The 15,405-nt window shown below is 51.3% G+C and carries 13 protein-coding genes; 12 read left to right on the top strand and 1 reads right to left on the bottom strand.

All coding sequences use genetic code 11. The annotated features are described in order from the left end of the window. Positions 1–304 precede the first annotated feature (304 nt). From HMPREF1508_RS08090 to thiI, 7 genes are all read left to right on the top strand, one after another. Positions 305–1,543, top strand: coding sequence for an extracellular solute-binding protein (locus HMPREF1508_RS08090; RefSeq protein ID WP_242834540.1), 1,239 nt, complete (start codon positions 305–307; stop codon positions 1,541–1,543). A 78-nt stretch (positions 1,544–1,621) separates the two neighbouring features. After that, a complete protein-coding gene (locus HMPREF1508_RS08085) occupies positions 1,622–2,977 on the top strand; it encodes a carbohydrate ABC transporter permease (RefSeq protein ID WP_156923211.1) in 1,356 nt (451 codons plus the stop codon). After that, on the top strand, positions 2,977–3,861 hold the full coding sequence (locus tag HMPREF1508_RS08080; protein WP_006905525.1) for a sugar ABC transporter permease: 885 nt from the start codon (positions 2,977–2,979) through the stop codon (positions 3,859–3,861). The genes HMPREF1508_RS08085 and HMPREF1508_RS08080 overlap by 1 nt, the downstream gene beginning before the upstream one ends. A 270-nt stretch (positions 3,862–4,131) precedes the next feature. After that, entirely contained in the window at positions 4,132–5,130 is a 999-nt protein-coding gene (locus HMPREF1508_RS08075) for a 50S ribosomal protein L11 methyltransferase (RefSeq protein ID WP_044961064.1), read from the top strand. Then, positions 5,097–5,837 carry an RsmE family RNA methyltransferase gene (locus HMPREF1508_RS08070; protein WP_044961063.1) on the top strand — a complete coding sequence of 247 codons (741 nt, stop codon included), beginning with the start codon at positions 5,097–5,099 and terminating at the stop codon, positions 5,835–5,837. Before HMPREF1508_RS08075 ends, HMPREF1508_RS08070 begins: the two co-directional genes overlap by 34 nt. An 8-nt stretch (positions 5,838–5,845) precedes the next feature. Further along, positions 5,846–7,000, top strand: a complete 1,155-nt coding sequence (locus tag HMPREF1508_RS08065) for a cysteine desulfurase family protein (RefSeq protein WP_044961062.1) — start codon at positions 5,846–5,848, stop codon at positions 6,998–7,000. Positions 7,001–7,114: 114 nt separating this feature from the next. After that, positions 7,115–8,299 (top strand): tRNA uracil 4-sulfurtransferase ThiI, encoded by a 1,185-nt coding sequence (gene thiI / locus HMPREF1508_RS08060; protein WP_044961061.1) that lies wholly within the window; start codon positions 7,115–7,117, stop codon positions 8,297–8,299. Positions 8,300–8,459: 160 nt separating this feature from the next. On the opposite strand, the gene HMPREF1508_RS08050 is transcribed toward thiI, so the two are convergent. After that, entirely contained in the window at positions 8,460–8,696 is a 237-nt protein-coding gene (locus HMPREF1508_RS08050) for an HPr family phosphocarrier protein (protein WP_006905519.1), read from the bottom strand. 278 nt (positions 8,697–8,974) lie between these two features. On the opposite strand from HMPREF1508_RS08050, the gene mtaB reads away from it, so the two are divergent. The 5 genes from mtaB to HMPREF1508_RS08025 all read left to right on the top strand — a co-directional run bounded on the left by mtaB (position 8,975) and on the right by HMPREF1508_RS08025 (position 15,345). Then, positions 8,975–10,327, top strand: coding sequence for a tRNA (N(6)-L-threonylcarbamoyladenosine(37)-C(2))-methylthiotransferase MtaB (mtaB, locus tag HMPREF1508_RS08040; protein WP_044961058.1), 1,353 nt, complete (start codon positions 8,975–8,977; stop codon positions 10,325–10,327). Between the two features lie 132 nt (positions 10,328–10,459). Then, complete coding sequence (gene malQ, locus HMPREF1508_RS08035; RefSeq protein ID WP_044961057.1) at positions 10,460–11,974, top strand: 4-alpha-glucanotransferase; 1,515 nt, start codon at positions 10,460–10,462, stop codon at positions 11,972–11,974. After that, a complete protein-coding gene (locus HMPREF1508_RS10595; protein WP_242834539.1) occupies positions 11,975–12,226 on the top strand; it encodes a LacI family DNA-binding transcriptional regulator in 252 nt (83 codons plus the stop codon). Continuing rightward, positions 12,223–13,056 (top strand): substrate-binding domain-containing protein, encoded by an 834-nt coding sequence (locus tag HMPREF1508_RS08030; RefSeq protein ID WP_242834538.1) that lies wholly within the window; start codon positions 12,223–12,225, stop codon positions 13,054–13,056. Before HMPREF1508_RS10595 ends, HMPREF1508_RS08030 begins: the two co-directional genes overlap by 4 nt. A 24-nt stretch (positions 13,057–13,080) precedes the next feature. Then, positions 13,081–15,345 (top strand): glycogen/starch/alpha-glucan phosphorylase, encoded by a 2,265-nt coding sequence (locus HMPREF1508_RS08025; protein WP_334291391.1) that lies wholly within the window; start codon positions 13,081–13,083, stop codon positions 15,343–15,345. Positions 15,346–15,405 lie beyond the last annotated feature (60 nt).

Here is a 15,405-nt window from a genome sequence, read left to right as displayed (position 1 = left end):
CAGAGAGCACAGCTTTCTTCCTTTTGATTTTATCGAGAGGAAGCGGCTGTGTTCTTTTTTCCATGACAATGAACGACAGGAGGATCGCCCTTTTTGATCGGACCAGGAAGTCAGGAGGCGCTTTTTGGCCCGTTTGAAGTGCTGAATTCGGGATAAAACCGACCAAATCCAGGTTTTACCCGACATAATGACGATGGATTTAAAAAAATAGTTGAAATGTGTGAGCATTTTGCATAATATAAGAATGTAAGTTGTGTGAACGCTTGGAAACGTTTACAAGATATGTGCTTTTATGGAGGGAACTATGAAAAGTAAAAAACTTGCAGCACTTGGCCTGACCGCGTTGATGGGGGTTTCTGCATTGACAGGCTGCGCTGGCGGTAAGACGTCAGACAAGAATACGAAAACGGAATCAAAGGAAGCAACGCTTACCGTCTGGTCACCATCAGAGGATCAGTCTGAGGAGCAGGGCAACTGGCTCAAGAAGGAGTTGGATGCATTCCAGCAGGCACATCCGGAGTGGAAGCTTACCTTTAATACCGGCGTATGCCCTGAGGGTGATGCCAAGAATCTTGTAGCCTCAGATCCGGGAGCGGCAGCCGACGTATTCATGTATGCCAATGACCAGATTCCCGACCTGCTCAAGGCCAACGCTCTGGCAGAGCTGGGAGGATCAACGGTTGAGGCAATCAAGAAGAATAACGATGCGACGACCGTCAGTACGGTTACCTATAACAATTCGATCTACGGTGTCCCTTTCACGGGCAATACCTGGTTTATGTATTATGACAAGCGTGTCTTCTCCGCAGACGACGCCAAGAACCTCGATACCATGTTGAAGAAGGGTAAGGTCGGTTTCCCCTTATCCAATTCATGGTATTTCGCCTCTACCTACGTGGCAAACGGCTGCACTCTGTTCGGCAAGGACGGAACAGACGGCAAGGCTGGTATTGACTTTGGCGGAGACAAGGCGACAGCAGTCACCAATTACCTGATTGATCTTGCTAAGAACCCCAACTTCAAGGATGCCAATGGCCTGTCAGCTAGTACCCTGGGAGACGGAACAATTAATGCTCTCTTCTCAGGTTCCTGGGATTATAAGTCCGTTGTAGACGCTCTCGGCCAGGAGAATGTAGGAATTGCCGTACCCCCCAAGTTCAACTTAAACGGCAAGGAAGTGCAGATGAAGGCCTTCGCGGGTTCCAAGGCAATCGGTGTCAACCCCAACAGCAAGAATTCTGAGATTGCTGTTGCTCTGGCAGCCTTCCTGGGAAGCTCCAAGGCACAGCAGGATCACTATGATCTTCGCAAGGTGATTCCTTCTGATACCACGCTGAAGGTTTCCGATGATCTGTCAAAGGTACAGATGAGCACCATCGAGAATTGCGCAATTGTTCAGCCCCTGCAGTCCGGTATGGGCCAGTATTGGACGCCCGCAGAATCTATGGGTAAGGAGATCATTGCCGGCACAGTAACGCATGATAATGCCGCTGAGAAGACGGAGAGCATGAACAAGGCCATGAATACAGCTGCCGTTCAATAACATTGCATTTACTGATGGAAGGAATGCGGTTGGCATTACAGCCGCATTCCTCTTTTCTTATAGAATTGGATGAATTGTATGGAAAATAAAATGCAAAGTAAAATTCCACTCTCGAAGGCGATTGCCGCCGGAGATATACAGACGAAGTTATCCATCCCCTTCATGGGACTTGGGATATTTCTCAAGGGGCAGAAGATCAAGGGCTGTCTTATTTTTCTGCTGGAAGTTGCTTTTGTGCTCTATATGGCTACTTCCGGAGGCTATGCTTTATCTATGCTGCCTTCACTCGGTAACTCGGCCCAGCAGAAGGTCTGGAACGAAGCAAAGCAGATCTACGAGTACTCAGCTGGGGATAATTCACAGCTGATTCTTCTATCCGGGATCGTGACCTGTTTTGTGATCGTAGGATTTATCCTCCTGTGGATTATGCAGATCAAGCAGGCATATCGTCTGCAACTGCAAAAAGAAAACAATGTCCATGTCAAGACCTTCGCCGAGGATATCAGATCTCTCTTCGATGAGAACCTGCACATCACCCTGATGTCTCTGCCATGCATCGGTATTTTGGTATTCAATATTGTGCCTCTGGTTTACATGATCAGCATGGCCTTCACCTCCTATTCCAAGGAAGATAATCACTTACAGTTATTCGGTTGGAACGGCCTGGTCCAGTTCCAGCGCGTACTGAACTTCGGCGGTAATATAGGAAGGCAGTTCTGGCATGTCCTGGCCTGGACCGTTGTCTGGGCACTGGTTGCGACCTTCTTAAACTATGTCATGGGAATGATTCTTGCCATGATCATCAACCGCAAGGAGACAAAGGCAAAGGGCTTCTGGCGCTTTTGCTTTGTGCTCTCAATTGCGGTTCCGCAGTTCGTTTCACTGATGATTATGAATATCATGCTGCAGCCGTCGGGCGCAATCAATGTTCTCCTGCAGAATCATGGATTGATCAGCGGTCCCCTGCCCTTCTTCACAGATGCTATGTGGGCCAGGGTTACGATCATCCTGATCAATCTCTGGGTAGGTATCCCCTACACCATGCTTCAGGTCACGGGTATTCTTCAGAATATTCCGAGCGAACTCTATGAAGCGGCACGCATGGACGGGGCGGGTCCGGTCAAGATCTTCATGAAGATTACCCTGCCCTATATGCTGTTTGTGACGACGCCCTATCTGATCACTTCATTTGTGGGCAACATCAATAACTTCAATGTCATTTACCTCTTATCCGGTGGTGGTCCTACCTATGTGGGCGACACGGCAGGACAGACGGATCTTCTGGTAACCTGGCTCTACAAGCTGACCATTGACCAGCAGTATTACAATCTGGGCGCGGTTATCGGTATCCTGACATTTGTTATCCTGACGGTCGTTACACTCGTAACCTACCGCAGATCGAAATCCTATAAGAACGAGGAGGCGTTCATGTGATGAATACGAATACAGTTACAGTAAAGCGTAATCGAAAGAGTCTTTCCAAGCGCATCAACAATCTCCTTGTTCACCTGTTTTTGGCAGTGCTGGCGGCAATATGGATATTGCCGATCTTATGGATCGTACTGACAAGCTTCCGCGCAGAACCGGGCTCCTATGTCAGCACCTTTTTCCCAAAGGGTTACACGCTTGCCAATTATGTCAAGCTGTTCACAGACCGTAATGTGTTAGATTTTCCGCGCATGTTCGGAAACACCTTGATCATAGCGATCTGCACCTGCATTGTCTCGACTTTCTTCGTTCTGTCCGTTTCTTACTGCCTGTCCCGTATGCGCTTTCGCTTTCGTAAGCCCTACATGAATCTGGCTATGATTCTTGGATTGTTCCCGGGATTTATGGCTATGATTGCCGAGTATTATATCCTGAAGGCAATGGGGCTGACCGACGGATCCATGATCCGTCTGGCCTTGATCATTGTCTACTCAGCCGGAACCGGTCTGGGATTCCAGATTACGAAGGGCTATTTTGACATGATTCCCCGTGCGGTTGACGAGGCCGCAATTGTGGACGGCGCGACCCAATGGCAGGTATTTACGAGAATTACCATACCGCTGTCAAAGCCGATCATTATCTACACGATCATGACCTCCTTTATCGGCCCCTGGGTTGACTTCATCTTTGCCAAGGTCATTGTGCGAGCCAACTCCGATCAGTTTACGGTTGCCATCGGCCTTTGGAACATGCTGCAGAAAGAATATATCAATCAGTGGTATACCTGCTTTGCAGCGGGAGCTGTTGTGATTTCTGTTCCGATCGCAATTCTCTTTGTCTTCATGCAGAAGTTCTATGTCGAGGGAATGTCTGGAGCGGTCAAGGGATAAGACAGACCGGAAGCAGGCTGAAATCAGGCTGCTGGCCAGCCAATGGAATGATCGACAGTAATTACATTTTATGCTAGTATGGCACACGGACATGCCCTCCTGTGAGAGGGCTTCCGTGTGCTGTTTTTATGATAACTGGCAATCAAGTCGTTGCAGAACATGCATGTCGTGACATGTGACAATCGACTGTTTGCAAAGCATACATTCCATTGTCGCTTTGGAGGGCGAAGATTTGCGGCGTCAGGCTTTTCCCGCCGAAGAGGAGAGAATATGGACTATATTTGCTATACGATTGAGACGAGGGAGGAGGCGGAGGAGATTGTCAGCTGTCTTTTGGCAGAGGAAGGGATCGATTCCCTTGAGATTGATGATCTGCTTCCGGTCGATGACAGCATACAGGGGGGCAATTTCGAGGAGTTACAGCCGGATCTGCCGGAGGACGACGGCTCCTGCCGCATCCGTTTCTATCTGGACGCAGAGGGGGATCATACAGAACTGCTCAGGAGAGTTCGAAGTGCCCTGGAAGGGGCCAGAGCATATGCGGATATGGGTTCTTTGACCATTCGTGAGGAACGGGTCCGGCGGGAGGACTGGCAGGACAAGTGGAAAGAGTACTTCCACAGCTTTTCCATTGAGGATATTCTCTTTGTCCCCAGTTGGGAGAACCCTCCCGCAGACCTGGAAGGGAAGACCCTGATTCGCATTGATCCGGGCATTGCCTTCGGAACCGGCAGGCATGAGAGTACCGAACTCTGTATCCGGGCCATGCGTCATTATCTGAAGAAGGGAGATGCTGTTCTGGATGTGGGTTTTGGCTCCGGGATTCTCTCTGTAGTTGCCGCAAGCCTTGGCGCCGGTTCGCTGGCGGGCACGGATATCGACCCGATTTGTAAGGATGCGGTCGCGCAGAATATGGAGGCCAATGGTTTTTGCTTTGACCCGGCGCGCTTTTATATCGGAAATCTGGCGGAGGATACCGGACTGCGGAAGGAACTGGGAGAGGGCTGTTATGATCTTGTCTTCGCTAATATTCTGGCGGATATTATCACGGCGATGGCACCGGATCTTCGGGATCGGCTCCGACCGGGAGGTCTTCTTATCACATCCGGAATTATTGACTTCAAGCAAGAAGAGGTGGAAGATGCCCTGAGGGATCAGAAACTGGAAATTGTCGAGGTCAATGCCCTGGGTGAGTGGCGCAGTATCATTGCCAGGAGGAAAGCAGGTGGAGAAGAATGCAGCAGGTCTTTGTCGACGCGCGGCAAGTGAATGATGAGATCGTCACGATTCAGGGAGAGGATGCCAGGCATCTGGGGAGAGTCGTTCGCATCCGTCCCGGAGAGGAAGTGCGTGTCAGTGTGCGCGGCGGCAGGGATTATTATGGTCATGTCCTGACGGTAGATCGGGAGGAGATGACTGTAAAGCTGGTTGAGGAGGCTGCCAGCACGGAGCTCGCCCAGAAGATCTGTCTCTTTCAGGCGATTCCCAAGGGGGACCGGATGGAGACGGTCATTGAGAAGGCGGTTGAACTGGGGGTTTATGAGATTGTTCCGGTGGAGACCAGATACTGTGTGGTCAGGCTGGACGAGAAGAAGAAAGCCAAAAAGAGAGAACGCTGGCAAGCGATTGCGGCCAACGCAGCCCGACAGTCAAAACGCAGCATCATTCCAAGGATCGCCCCGGTCACACCTTATCAGAAAGCCCTGGATGACGCGGGTGACGCGGATCTGGTCCTTCTTCCCTATGAGAATGCCCGCGGCATGCAGGCGACTGGCGAAGCCCTGACGGCTGTAGCCCATGCAGGAGGCATTGGCATATTTATTGGGCCGGAAGGCGGATTCGCGGCAGATGAGATAAAGGCGGCTCAAAGAAAAGACAATATAAGAGTCATTTCCCTGGGCAGACGGATTTTAAGAACCGATACGGCGGCCATCGCAGCCATGACCATGGTCATGATGGCATGTGAGAGCAGATAGAGGCTTGTATGGAAGTATATTTGGACAATTCGGCCACCACACAGACAGATCAGGAGGTGGTGGATCTCATGGTCAAAGTTCTGCGGAAGGACTATGGGAATCCCTCCGCCCTGCACCAAAAGGGGATGGATGCGGAGGCCTATTTGAAAGAGGCCAGAGAGAGGATTGCCGGAACCCTGAAGGCAAAGAGCAGGGAAATTGTATTTACTTCCGGCGGAACAGAGGGGAATAATCTGCTTGTTCGGGGAGCGGCTCACGCCAATCACAGGGCGGGCAGGCATATTCTGACTTCTCCCTTTGAGCACGCCTGCGTATATGAGAGTATGCGTTCCCTGGCAGAGGAGGGCTTTGAGATTGAGGATCTGAAGGTGGATGGAGATGGCAGGATCAATCTCGAGGAGCTGCGAAGTCGTATTCGCCCCGATACCATCTTGGTCAGTATCATGCAGATCAATAATGAGATTGGCGCTCTGCAGCCCCTGGAAGAACTGGGACCTCTTATCAAAGCGGTCAATCCAAACTGTCTCTTCCACACAGACGCGGTTCAGTCCTACGGAAAGGTGAAAATTATCCCCAAGGATATGGGGATCGACCTCCTGGCGGCTTCCGGGCATAAGATCCATGGACCCAAGGGAAGTGGTTTTGTATATATCAAGGATAAATGCAGAGTCGAGCCGCTTCTTCTTGGGGGCGGCCAGGAGAGGGGACTGCGATCCGGCACAGAGAATACGGCGGCCATTGCGGGGCTGGGTCTTGCGGCCGAGAAGATCTGCGCCAATCTTGAGGAAGAGCAGAACCGTCTCTATGCCCTGAAGGAGCATATGGTAAAGAGCTTGTCCAAAATTCCCGGCCTGACAGTCAACGGCCGTACCGGCCGTGACTCCGCTCCACAGATTATCTCTGTATCTCTTGCGGGAGTCAGGGCGGAAGTGATGCTGCACGCTCTGGAGGAGAGGGGGGTCTATGTATCCGCCGGAAGCGCCTGCTCCTCCAATCATCCAAGAATCAGCAGAACCCTACAGGCAATTGGTCTGAACAGAGATTTACTTGATTCCACCATCAGAATTTCGCTATCGGTATATACGACTATGGAGGAGATTGATTATGCCTGCGACTGCATGGAACAACTGATGCCAGTGCTGGCAAGGTTTCGCAGACATTAGCCATACGCAGGGGCAGCCGGTCACATGGCAAGAGGGACGATGCGAAAGAGAATCATAGTATCGCAGGAAGAACGGTTATAAGAAGGAATGTAAAGAGAAGAATAGGATGGAGCCATGGTTCAGTACAAAGCATTTCTGATTAAATACGGAGAGATTGCCATTAAGGGCAAGAACCGTCACGTTTTCGAGGAGGCGCTGGAGAGGCAGATCAAGCGCAATTTGCGCGACTGCGAGGGAGAATTTGCGGTTGAGAGACAGACAGGACGCATCTTCATCCGCTGCCTGTCCGACTATGACTATGACGAATTGGTCGGAGCCCTGACCCGGGTCTTCGGCATTATCTGGATTTGTCCCTGCGTTCTGACAGAGATCAAAAGCTTTGATGAGACGGCCGGGGAGATTGTTCGCTACATCGGGGAGGCCTTTCCCGACCGCCATGTCAGCTTCAAGGTCAAGGCCCGCCGCCCCAACAAGAAATACCCGATTCATACCATGGATTTAAACGCTATGATCGGAGAGAAGATTCTGGATGCTTATCCGGAAATGACGGTTGATGTACACCATCCGGACTTTGAATTGAACGTGGAGATCCGTGAGCAGATCAATTTCTACGCCAGAATGATCCCGGGACCCGGCGGTATGCCTGTCGGAACCAACGGTAAGGCCATGCTTCTTCTGTCGGGCGGAATCGACTCTCCTGTGGCAGGATGGATGATTGCAAAGCGAGGTGTTACTTTAGACGCGACTTATTTCCACGCTCCGCCCTATACCTCCGAGCGGGCCAAACAGAAGGTGATTGATCTGGCCGAGCAGGTGGCCAAATATGCGGGTTCCATCCGACTTCATATTGTTAACTTCACGGATATTCAACTCTATATCTATGAGCAGTGCCCCCACGATGAGCTGACTATCATTATGCGCCGCTATATGATGAGGATCGCGGAGCACTTCGCCAGGGAAAATGCTTGCATGGGTCTTATTACCGGCGAGTCGATCGGCCAGGTTGCCTCCCAGACCATGCAGTCTTTACTCTGCACGAATGCGGTATGTCAGCTGCCGGTCTATCGCCCTCTGATCGGATTTGATAAGCAGGATATCGTGTCCATCGCTGAGAAGATCGACACTTATGAAACCTCTATTCTTCCCTATGAGGATTGCTGTACCATCTTTGTGGCCAGGCATCCTGTCACCAAGCCCCGACTGGAGATCATTGAGCGCAGTGAGCTCAAACTGGCGGAGAGGATTGAGGACTTGTACCGGCAGGCAATCGAGACGACCGAAACGATAATCTGTGAATGATCTCCCTCTCTTCAGCAGTGAGAGAGAAAGAGGCCGACAGGGGGCCCAAAGAGGATCAGAAGCGCAGAGAAAAGAAAAACAGCCCTGAGGGTCAGACCCGGGACTGTTCTTTCTTACAGAAATATTTTCGGCGGCGCAAGATGGAACCGACCGAATGCGATTACTCGACGACGTAGGGCTTTAGTGCCTCAAGAATTTCGTCGACATTATCCTCCGCGTGGATAGATAATTCGATGGGCTTCGAGAGATCCAGAGAGAAAATTCCCATGATCGACTTGGCGTCAATGACATAGCGGCCGCTGATCAGATCGAAATCGGAATCAAACTTGCCAATTGTATTGACGAAGGACTTGACCTTGTCGATGGAGTTGAGAGAAATCATCAGTGTATTGCTCATAGTAGCAACCTCCTCAATTGCATGGATATCAAGTGAATATTCGTGTTCATCTTACGACCCGACGGAAGAGATGTCAATAAAGCGGGAATATTTGGGAGAGAAGAATATAAGCGCGAATGTTGAGGAGAGAAGAAGCGGGAATGCTGGAAGACAAGAGCATTCCGGGCGGCAGATGGAGAGGCGATCTGTGATGTCGGCCTGACGCCAATATTCTTGAAGGCAGAGAGATGTCAGCTTGACGACAGCGTCTTGAAAGGAAAGCGAAAGAAAGAGCGGATATGAGAAGAGCAGCATTACACAATCTGGGCTGTAAGGTCAATTCCTATGAAACGGAGGCAATGCAGCAAATGCTGGAGGCAGCGGGCTATCAAATCGTCCCCTTTCAGGATCAGGCGGATGTCTATATCATCAATACCTGCTCTGTGACGAATATGGCCGACGCCAAATCCAGGCAGATGATCCACCGGGCCCGCAGGAAGAATCCGGATGCCATTGTGGTCGCGACCGGTTGCTATGTACAGACTTCAGCCGGGGAGGCGGAGGAGGATTTGTCCATTGATATTATTATCGGAAATAATCGGAAGACCCAGCTGGTCCGGGCCATCGACGAGTTTCGCAGAGATCACCGCAGGGTAAAGGAGCTGGCTGAAGACAGTCGGCAGCCTGACTATGAGCGGCTTCAGCTGACCCGAACTGCAGAGCACACCAGGGCTTTTATCAAGGTCCAGGACGGGTGCAATCAGTTCTGCTCCTACTGCATCATCCCCTTGGCCCGGGGCAGAATCCGAAGCCGCAGCCCAAAAGACGTTCTGAAGGAGGTTCGCGGTCTGGCAGCTTCCGGATATCAGGAAGTTGTATTAAATGGGATCCACCTTTCCTCCTATGGAATGACCTCTTATAACCGCCAAGTCGCGTCGGAGGAAATGGCCGGCGGGGGGCATTTGATGGAACTTGTGGAGGCCGTGGCAGGGGTGGAAGGAATCCGGCGGATCCGTTTAGGATCCATGGAGCCCCGCCTGGTCGACCGGGCATTCGCGGAGCGCCTGGCCAAGGTAGAAAAGATCTGTCCCCACTTTCATCTCTCCCTGCAGTCCGGCTGCGATGAGACGCTAAAGAGGATGAACCGCAGGTACACGACGCAGGATTTCCGACAGGCAGTCGCTCTTTTGCGCGAGAATTTTGCCCATCCAGCCATCACGACAGATGTAATTGTTGGCTTTCCCCAGGAGACAGAGGAGGAATTTGAAGCCAGCAGACATTTTTTGGAAGAGATCCGTTTCTATGAAATGCATATCTTCAAGTATTCCCGCCGCCGGGGGACCCTTGCTGATACGATGCCGGGGCAACTGGATGAGGAGACCAAGTCCAGGAGAAGTCATGTTCTTCTGGCTCTGGCAGACCGCATGTCTGCAGAATTTCGCAGGCAGGAAATCGGAAGAGAAGCAGAAGTCCTGATGGAGGTGAAAGAGATCCTGCGCGGGGAAGACTACTGGACCGGTTTTACCAGAGAGTACGTGCGCGCAGCCGTCAAAGCGGACGGAAGAGACCTGCGCAATCAGCTGATCCGGGGCAGAGCGTCAGGGCTGATCCCGGGGACGCAGATCCTTCAGATGGAAGAAGCCCATGTGTAAACTATTCAAAAAAGGAGGGCCTTGATTGGATAGTTTACACGAAGTTTACAGGCGGTATTGAAAACGATTTCAGTACATGCTATATTTTGTCAGCAATGATTTCAAAGGGTGCCAAAGAGCAGGAGTTTGTTTATGAGACGAAGTGGTGTGTTAATGCCCGTATTCAGTCTGCCGGGTGAATATGGAATTGGCTGTTTTTCCCGGCAGGCTTATCGCTTTGTGGATTTTTTGGCGGAGGCGGGACAGAGCTACTGGCAATTGCTGCCCCTGGGACCGACCAGCTATGGAGATTCTCCTTATCAGTCCTTCTCGACCTTCGCCGGTAATCCCTATTTCATCAGTCTGGAGGAGCTGATTGGACAGGGACTCCTGACTGAGGAGGAGTGCCAAAGCGCCAACCTGGAGTCGGATCCTGAGAAGATTGATTATGCGGCTCTCTATGAGAGGCGCTTTCCCCTCCTGCGCCGGGCCTTTGAGCGGGGCGAGATAGAGAAGATGCCGGATTTTCAGTGCTTTGTCGAAGACAATGCCTTCTGGTTGGAAGATTATGCCCTCTTCATGGCCTTAAAGGACGCCCACGGCGGAAGAAGCTTCACCGAATGGGAGGGTCCTCTGCGCAATCGGGAGTCTCAGGCTTTAGAGCAGGCCAGGCAGGGCTTGCGGAGGGAAATTCTATTCTACGAGTACCTGCAGTATGTTTTTCAGGATCAGTATTTTCGCCTTAAGACATATGCAAACAGCAAGGGAATAGAGATCATTGGAGATATTCCCATCTATGTGGCTCATGACAGTTCTGATTTCTGGTGCAATCCCGGGCTTTTTCAGGTAGATGAGAACCGTCAGCCAACGGGAGTTGCCGGATGTCCGCCGGATGGATTTTCCGCGGAAGGACAGCTCTGGGGCAACCCTCTTTATGACTGGGAAGGGCAGAAGAGGGATGGCTTCTCCTGGTGGATTGAGAGGATCAGGCGCTGCATGAGACTCTATGATGTGATCCGCATTGACCACTTCCGCGGTCTGGACGAGTATTATCGCATTCCGGCGGGGGCGCCAAACGCAGTACATGGTTCCTGGATGCCGGGGCCGGGGCTTGCCCTCTTTGAGAAGATCTGGGAGACTCTGGGACATGTGTCTATCCTGGTCGAAGATCTGGGATTTATCACAGACTCGGTTCGCCAGCTGGTTGCCAGAACAGAATATCCCAATATGAAGGTATTGGAATTCGCCTTTGATTCCCGGGATACTGGCGGTGCCAATTTGTACCTGCCCCATAATTATGACAGAAATTGCGTGGTCTATACGGGCACGCATGATAATGAGACTCTGGTCGGCTGGATTCGGGATCTGTGCCCTGAGGATAAGAAGATGTTTCTTGCTTATCTGGGAACAGAGGAGACCAATGAGCGTGATCTGGCGGAGCGAATGCTTCGTCTGGCACAGGAATCTGTGGCTGACAGCTGCATCATTCCTCTGCAGGATTATCTGGGACTTGACAACAGAGCCAGAATTAACAGACCATCTACTCTGGGGGGCAACTGGATGTGGAGAGTGACTGAAGAGGCCCTGAGTCCTGGGCTGGCAGAATATATCCATACTCTGACCGCGACTTACGGACGGCTGGTTTCGCAGAAAGACCGGACGGAATAAATGAGGAAAGACGATGAGAAGAACCTGACCATCAAGGATATCGCCAGGCTATGTAAGGTCAGCATCAGCACAGTCTCACGGGCGATCAATAATGACCCTACGATTAATCGCAAGACGAGAGACAGGATCCTTCAGATCGTTCGTCAGTACCATTATATTCCCAATAACAGTGCAAGAAATCTTCGGATGACAGACAGTAATACCATTGCTCTTCTTGTAAAGGGCATTGCAATCCCTTCTTCCAGGAGATGATAACCTGCATTGAGAAATGCCTGCGCAAGGGCAGTTACAGTTTCCTCTTTCACAGTTTGCGCGAGGAAGAAGACACGGTGGCGGCTGCGGCGCAGCTGGTCAAGGAGCGTCGCCTCAAGGGGATTATCTTTCTGGGCGGCCGCATGAGCTATCCGGAGGAGGAACTCAAGCAGGTGCCTGTCCCAACGGTCCTGTGTTCCGTCGCGGTAGAAGAGGAAGCGGGGTTGGGCAAGGCGGCTTCGGTCACGATCGACGATGAGAAGGAGACCTACCGGGCAATTTCTTATCTGATTCGACGGGGGCATCGAAGGATCGCCCTGATTGCCGGCCATGAGGCAGACACGACGGTTGCCCGCCTAAGGCGTATCGGATACTGTCGGGCTTTAGAAGAGGCGGGAATCCCCTATGATTCCGCTCTGGTCGGATTTGCTGATCCCGGGGCAGAGGGCTATACGGAGGCCTGCGGTTATGAGACAGCCAGGCGTCTGATCCAGTCGAAAGCTGATTTCAGCGCGATTTTTGCTATTTCAGACCGGATGGCCTTAGGCGTCTATAAGGCAATTTACGATGCCGGAAAGAGCATCCCGAAGGACTATTCGGTGATGGGGTTCGATGGGATCGAATCCGTTCGCTATATCATTCCGCCTCTGACAACCTTAAAACAGCCGACAGAGCCGATGGCCAGGGCGGCAGTAGATCTGCTTTTCCGGCAGATCAAAGGAGAGCGGGTCTGCGAGAGGCAGCTCTTTACAGCGAGTCTTCTGGAGGCGGATTCTGTCACAGACAGAGACGGATCTGCCGCGGACAGAGAATATGAGCATAACAGTTAGGAGAAAAAGATGGATCAAGAGATGATGAGAGAGAATTTAGAGACCAGCTTAAGAAAGCTGCACGGAGTAGGATTTCAGGAGGCAAATCCAAGTCAGCTGGCAGATGCCGCGATGACATTGGTACAGGAGGAACTGCAGAACCGCCCTCTGATTCAGGGGAAAAAGAAGCTCTACTATATTTCAGCAGAGTTTCTGATTGGAAAACTTCTGTCGAACAATCTGATTAATTTGGGCTGGTATCAGCCCATGAATGAGCTTCTTGCAGAGAGAGGTCTTGCTGTGGCAGATCTGGAGGATCTGGAAGAAGAACCCTCCCTGGGAAATGGCGGACTGGGTCGTCTGGCAGCCTGCTTCCTTGATTCCATTGCAAGCCTTGGTCTGCCGGGAGATGGCGTGGGCCTGAATTATCACCTGGGGCTTTTCCGCCAGGAATTCCGCCAGAATAAACAGTGTGAGATGCCAAATCCCTGGCTGTCCAAGGATCACTGGGAGAAGCGCAGCAAGATCAGCTTTACGGTCCCTTTCGCCAAGTTCCATCTGCAGTCGACGCTCTATGACATCTTTGTCCCGGGCTATGGCAATGAAGCGGTCAACCGTCTGCGTCTCTTTGATGTGGACAGTGTCGATGAGAATCTGCCTCATGCCGGCGGAATTCAGTTTGACAAGAGGGATGTGGCTAAGAGCCTGACCCTTTTCCTCTATCCGGATGACAGTGACCGTGATGGCCAGCTGCTGCGCATTTATCAGCAGTACTTTATGGTCAGCAATGCGGCTCAGCTGATCCTTATGGAAGCGGAGGAGAGAGGCGTCGACCTGCACCATCTGGATGAGGCCGTCGTGATCCAGATCAATGACACGCATCCTTCTATGGTTATCCCTGAACTGATTCGTCTGCTGATTGAGCGCGGCATTGACTTTGATCAGGCGGCAGAGATCGTCTCCAGGACCTGTGCTTATACCAATCATACCATCCTGGCCGAGGCGCTGGAAAAATGGCCAATCGATTATCTGGAGGAGGTTGTCCCCCATTTGATGCCCATCATTCGCCGTCTGGATGAGAAGGTGAGAGAGAAGATCACAGATGCCAGCACCTATCTGATTGATGATCAGAACCGGGTTCATATGGCTCACATGGATATTCATTACGGATTCTCGGTCAATGGTGTTGCGGCTCTGCATACGGAGATTCTCAAGGAATCAGAACTTAAGAATTTCTACCAGATCTATCCGGAAAAGTTCAATAATAAGACCAATGGAATTACCTTCCGTCGCTGGCTGATGGCCTGCAACCCTGCCTTAAGCAGTTATATTCAGACTCTGATCGGGAACGGATTTAAGACGGATGCCACAGAACTTGAGAAGCTTATAGCCTATGTTGATGATGCCGAAGTTCATGAGCGCTTAGATGCCATTCGCAGGGAGAACAAGCAGAAGTTAAGTGACTTCCTGAAGGAGACGCAGGGAGTCGTTGTTGATCCGGCCTCTGTTTTCGACGTGCAGGTCAAGCGTCTGCACGAATATAAGCGCCAGCAGATGAATGCTCTTTTTGCCATTGACCAGTATCTTGAGATTAAGAAGGGAAATCTGCCGCATCGCCCCATCACTATGATTTTTGGAGCCAAGGCGGCGCCGGCCTATATCATTGCCAAGGATATCATTCATCTTCTGCTCTGTCTGCAGGAGCTGACCTGCAATGATCCGGAGGTTGCTCCTTATCTCAAGGTGATTATGGTGGAAAACTACAATGTGACCAAGGCGGAGAAGATTATTCCCGCTGCGGACATCTCTGAACAGATCTCACTGGCTTCCAAGGAGGCTTCCGGTACCAGCAACATGAAGTTTATGCTAAACGGTGCTCTGACTCTGGGCACCGAAGACGGGGCCAATGTGGAGATTGGAGAACTGGTTGGCCCGGACAATATCTATATCTTCGGCAAGAAGAAAGACTATGTTATTGACGCCTATGCGCAGGGAAGCTATCATGTCGCTGATTACTACGCGGATCCCCAGATCCGGCAGCTGGTGGACTTTATCATTGGCGATCAGATGCGGGCGATCGGCGATGCCGAGAGCTTAGAGCGGCTGCATCGTGAGATTTCAGGCAAGGATTACTTCATGGCACTGCTGGATCTCAGAGATTATATTGAGACCAAGAACCGCCTTCTGACTGACTTCGAGGATCGGGAGAGCTGGCTGAAGAAGGAAGTGGTTAATATTGCCCATGCAGGCTTCTTCTCATCAGACCGCACTATTGCCCAGTACAATCAGGATATCTGGCATCTTGTTTGATTGGAGATTAGACGATTTTCGTCTTTAGGCTTATACTGGTCTCTGTGCCCGGGCAGGAGA

This window comes from Shuttleworthella sp. MSX8B, assembly GCF_000524295.1.
Classification (GTDB): Bacteria; Bacillota; Clostridia; order Lachnospirales; family Lachnospiraceae; genus Shuttleworthia; species Shuttleworthia satelles.
The sequence above is the reverse complement of the archived record's forward strand: the minus strand, read 5'-3'. Positions and strand labels throughout refer to the sequence as shown.

What these genes read in the sequence shown, in the direction of transcription:
- HMPREF1508_RS08090 (WP_242834540.1), top strand. Translation starts at nt 305, where the DNA reads ATGAAAAGTAAAAAACTTGCAGCACTTGGCCTGACCGCGTTGATGGGG.
- HMPREF1508_RS08085 (WP_156923211.1), top strand. Translation starts at nt 1,622, where the DNA reads ATGGAAAATAAAATGCAAAGTAAAATTCCACTCTCGAAGGCGATTGCC.
- HMPREF1508_RS08080 (WP_006905525.1), top strand. Translation starts at nt 2,977, where the DNA reads ATGAATACGAATACAGTTACAGTAAAGCGTAATCGAAAGAGTCTTTCC.
- HMPREF1508_RS08075 (WP_044961064.1), top strand. Translation starts at nt 4,132, where the DNA reads ATGGACTATATTTGCTATACGATTGAGACGAGGGAGGAGGCGGAGGAG.
- HMPREF1508_RS08070 (WP_044961063.1), top strand. Translation starts at nt 5,097, where the DNA reads ATGCAGCAGGTCTTTGTCGACGCGCGGCAAGTGAATGATGAGATCGTC.
- HMPREF1508_RS08065 (WP_044961062.1), top strand. Translation starts at nt 5,846, where the DNA reads ATGGAAGTATATTTGGACAATTCGGCCACCACACAGACAGATCAGGAG.
- thiI (WP_044961061.1), top strand. Translation starts at nt 7,115, where the DNA reads ATGGTTCAGTACAAAGCATTTCTGATTAAATACGGAGAGATTGCCATT.
- HMPREF1508_RS08050 (WP_006905519.1), bottom strand. Translation starts at nt 8,696, where the DNA reads ATGAGCAATACACTGATGATTTCTCTCAACTCCATCGACAAGGTCAAG.
- mtaB (WP_044961058.1), top strand. Translation starts at nt 8,975, where the DNA reads ATGAGAAGAGCAGCATTACACAATCTGGGCTGTAAGGTCAATTCCTAT.
- malQ (WP_044961057.1), top strand. Translation starts at nt 10,460, where the DNA reads ATGAGACGAAGTGGTGTGTTAATGCCCGTATTCAGTCTGCCGGGTGAA.
- HMPREF1508_RS10595 (WP_242834539.1), top strand. Translation starts at nt 11,975, where the DNA reads ATGAGGAAAGACGATGAGAAGAACCTGACCATCAAGGATATCGCCAGG.
- HMPREF1508_RS08030 (WP_242834538.1), top strand. Translation starts at nt 12,223, where the DNA reads ATGATAACCTGCATTGAGAAATGCCTGCGCAAGGGCAGTTACAGTTTC.
- HMPREF1508_RS08025 (WP_334291391.1), top strand. Translation starts at nt 13,081, where the DNA reads ATGAGAGAGAATTTAGAGACCAGCTTAAGAAAGCTGCACGGAGTAGGA.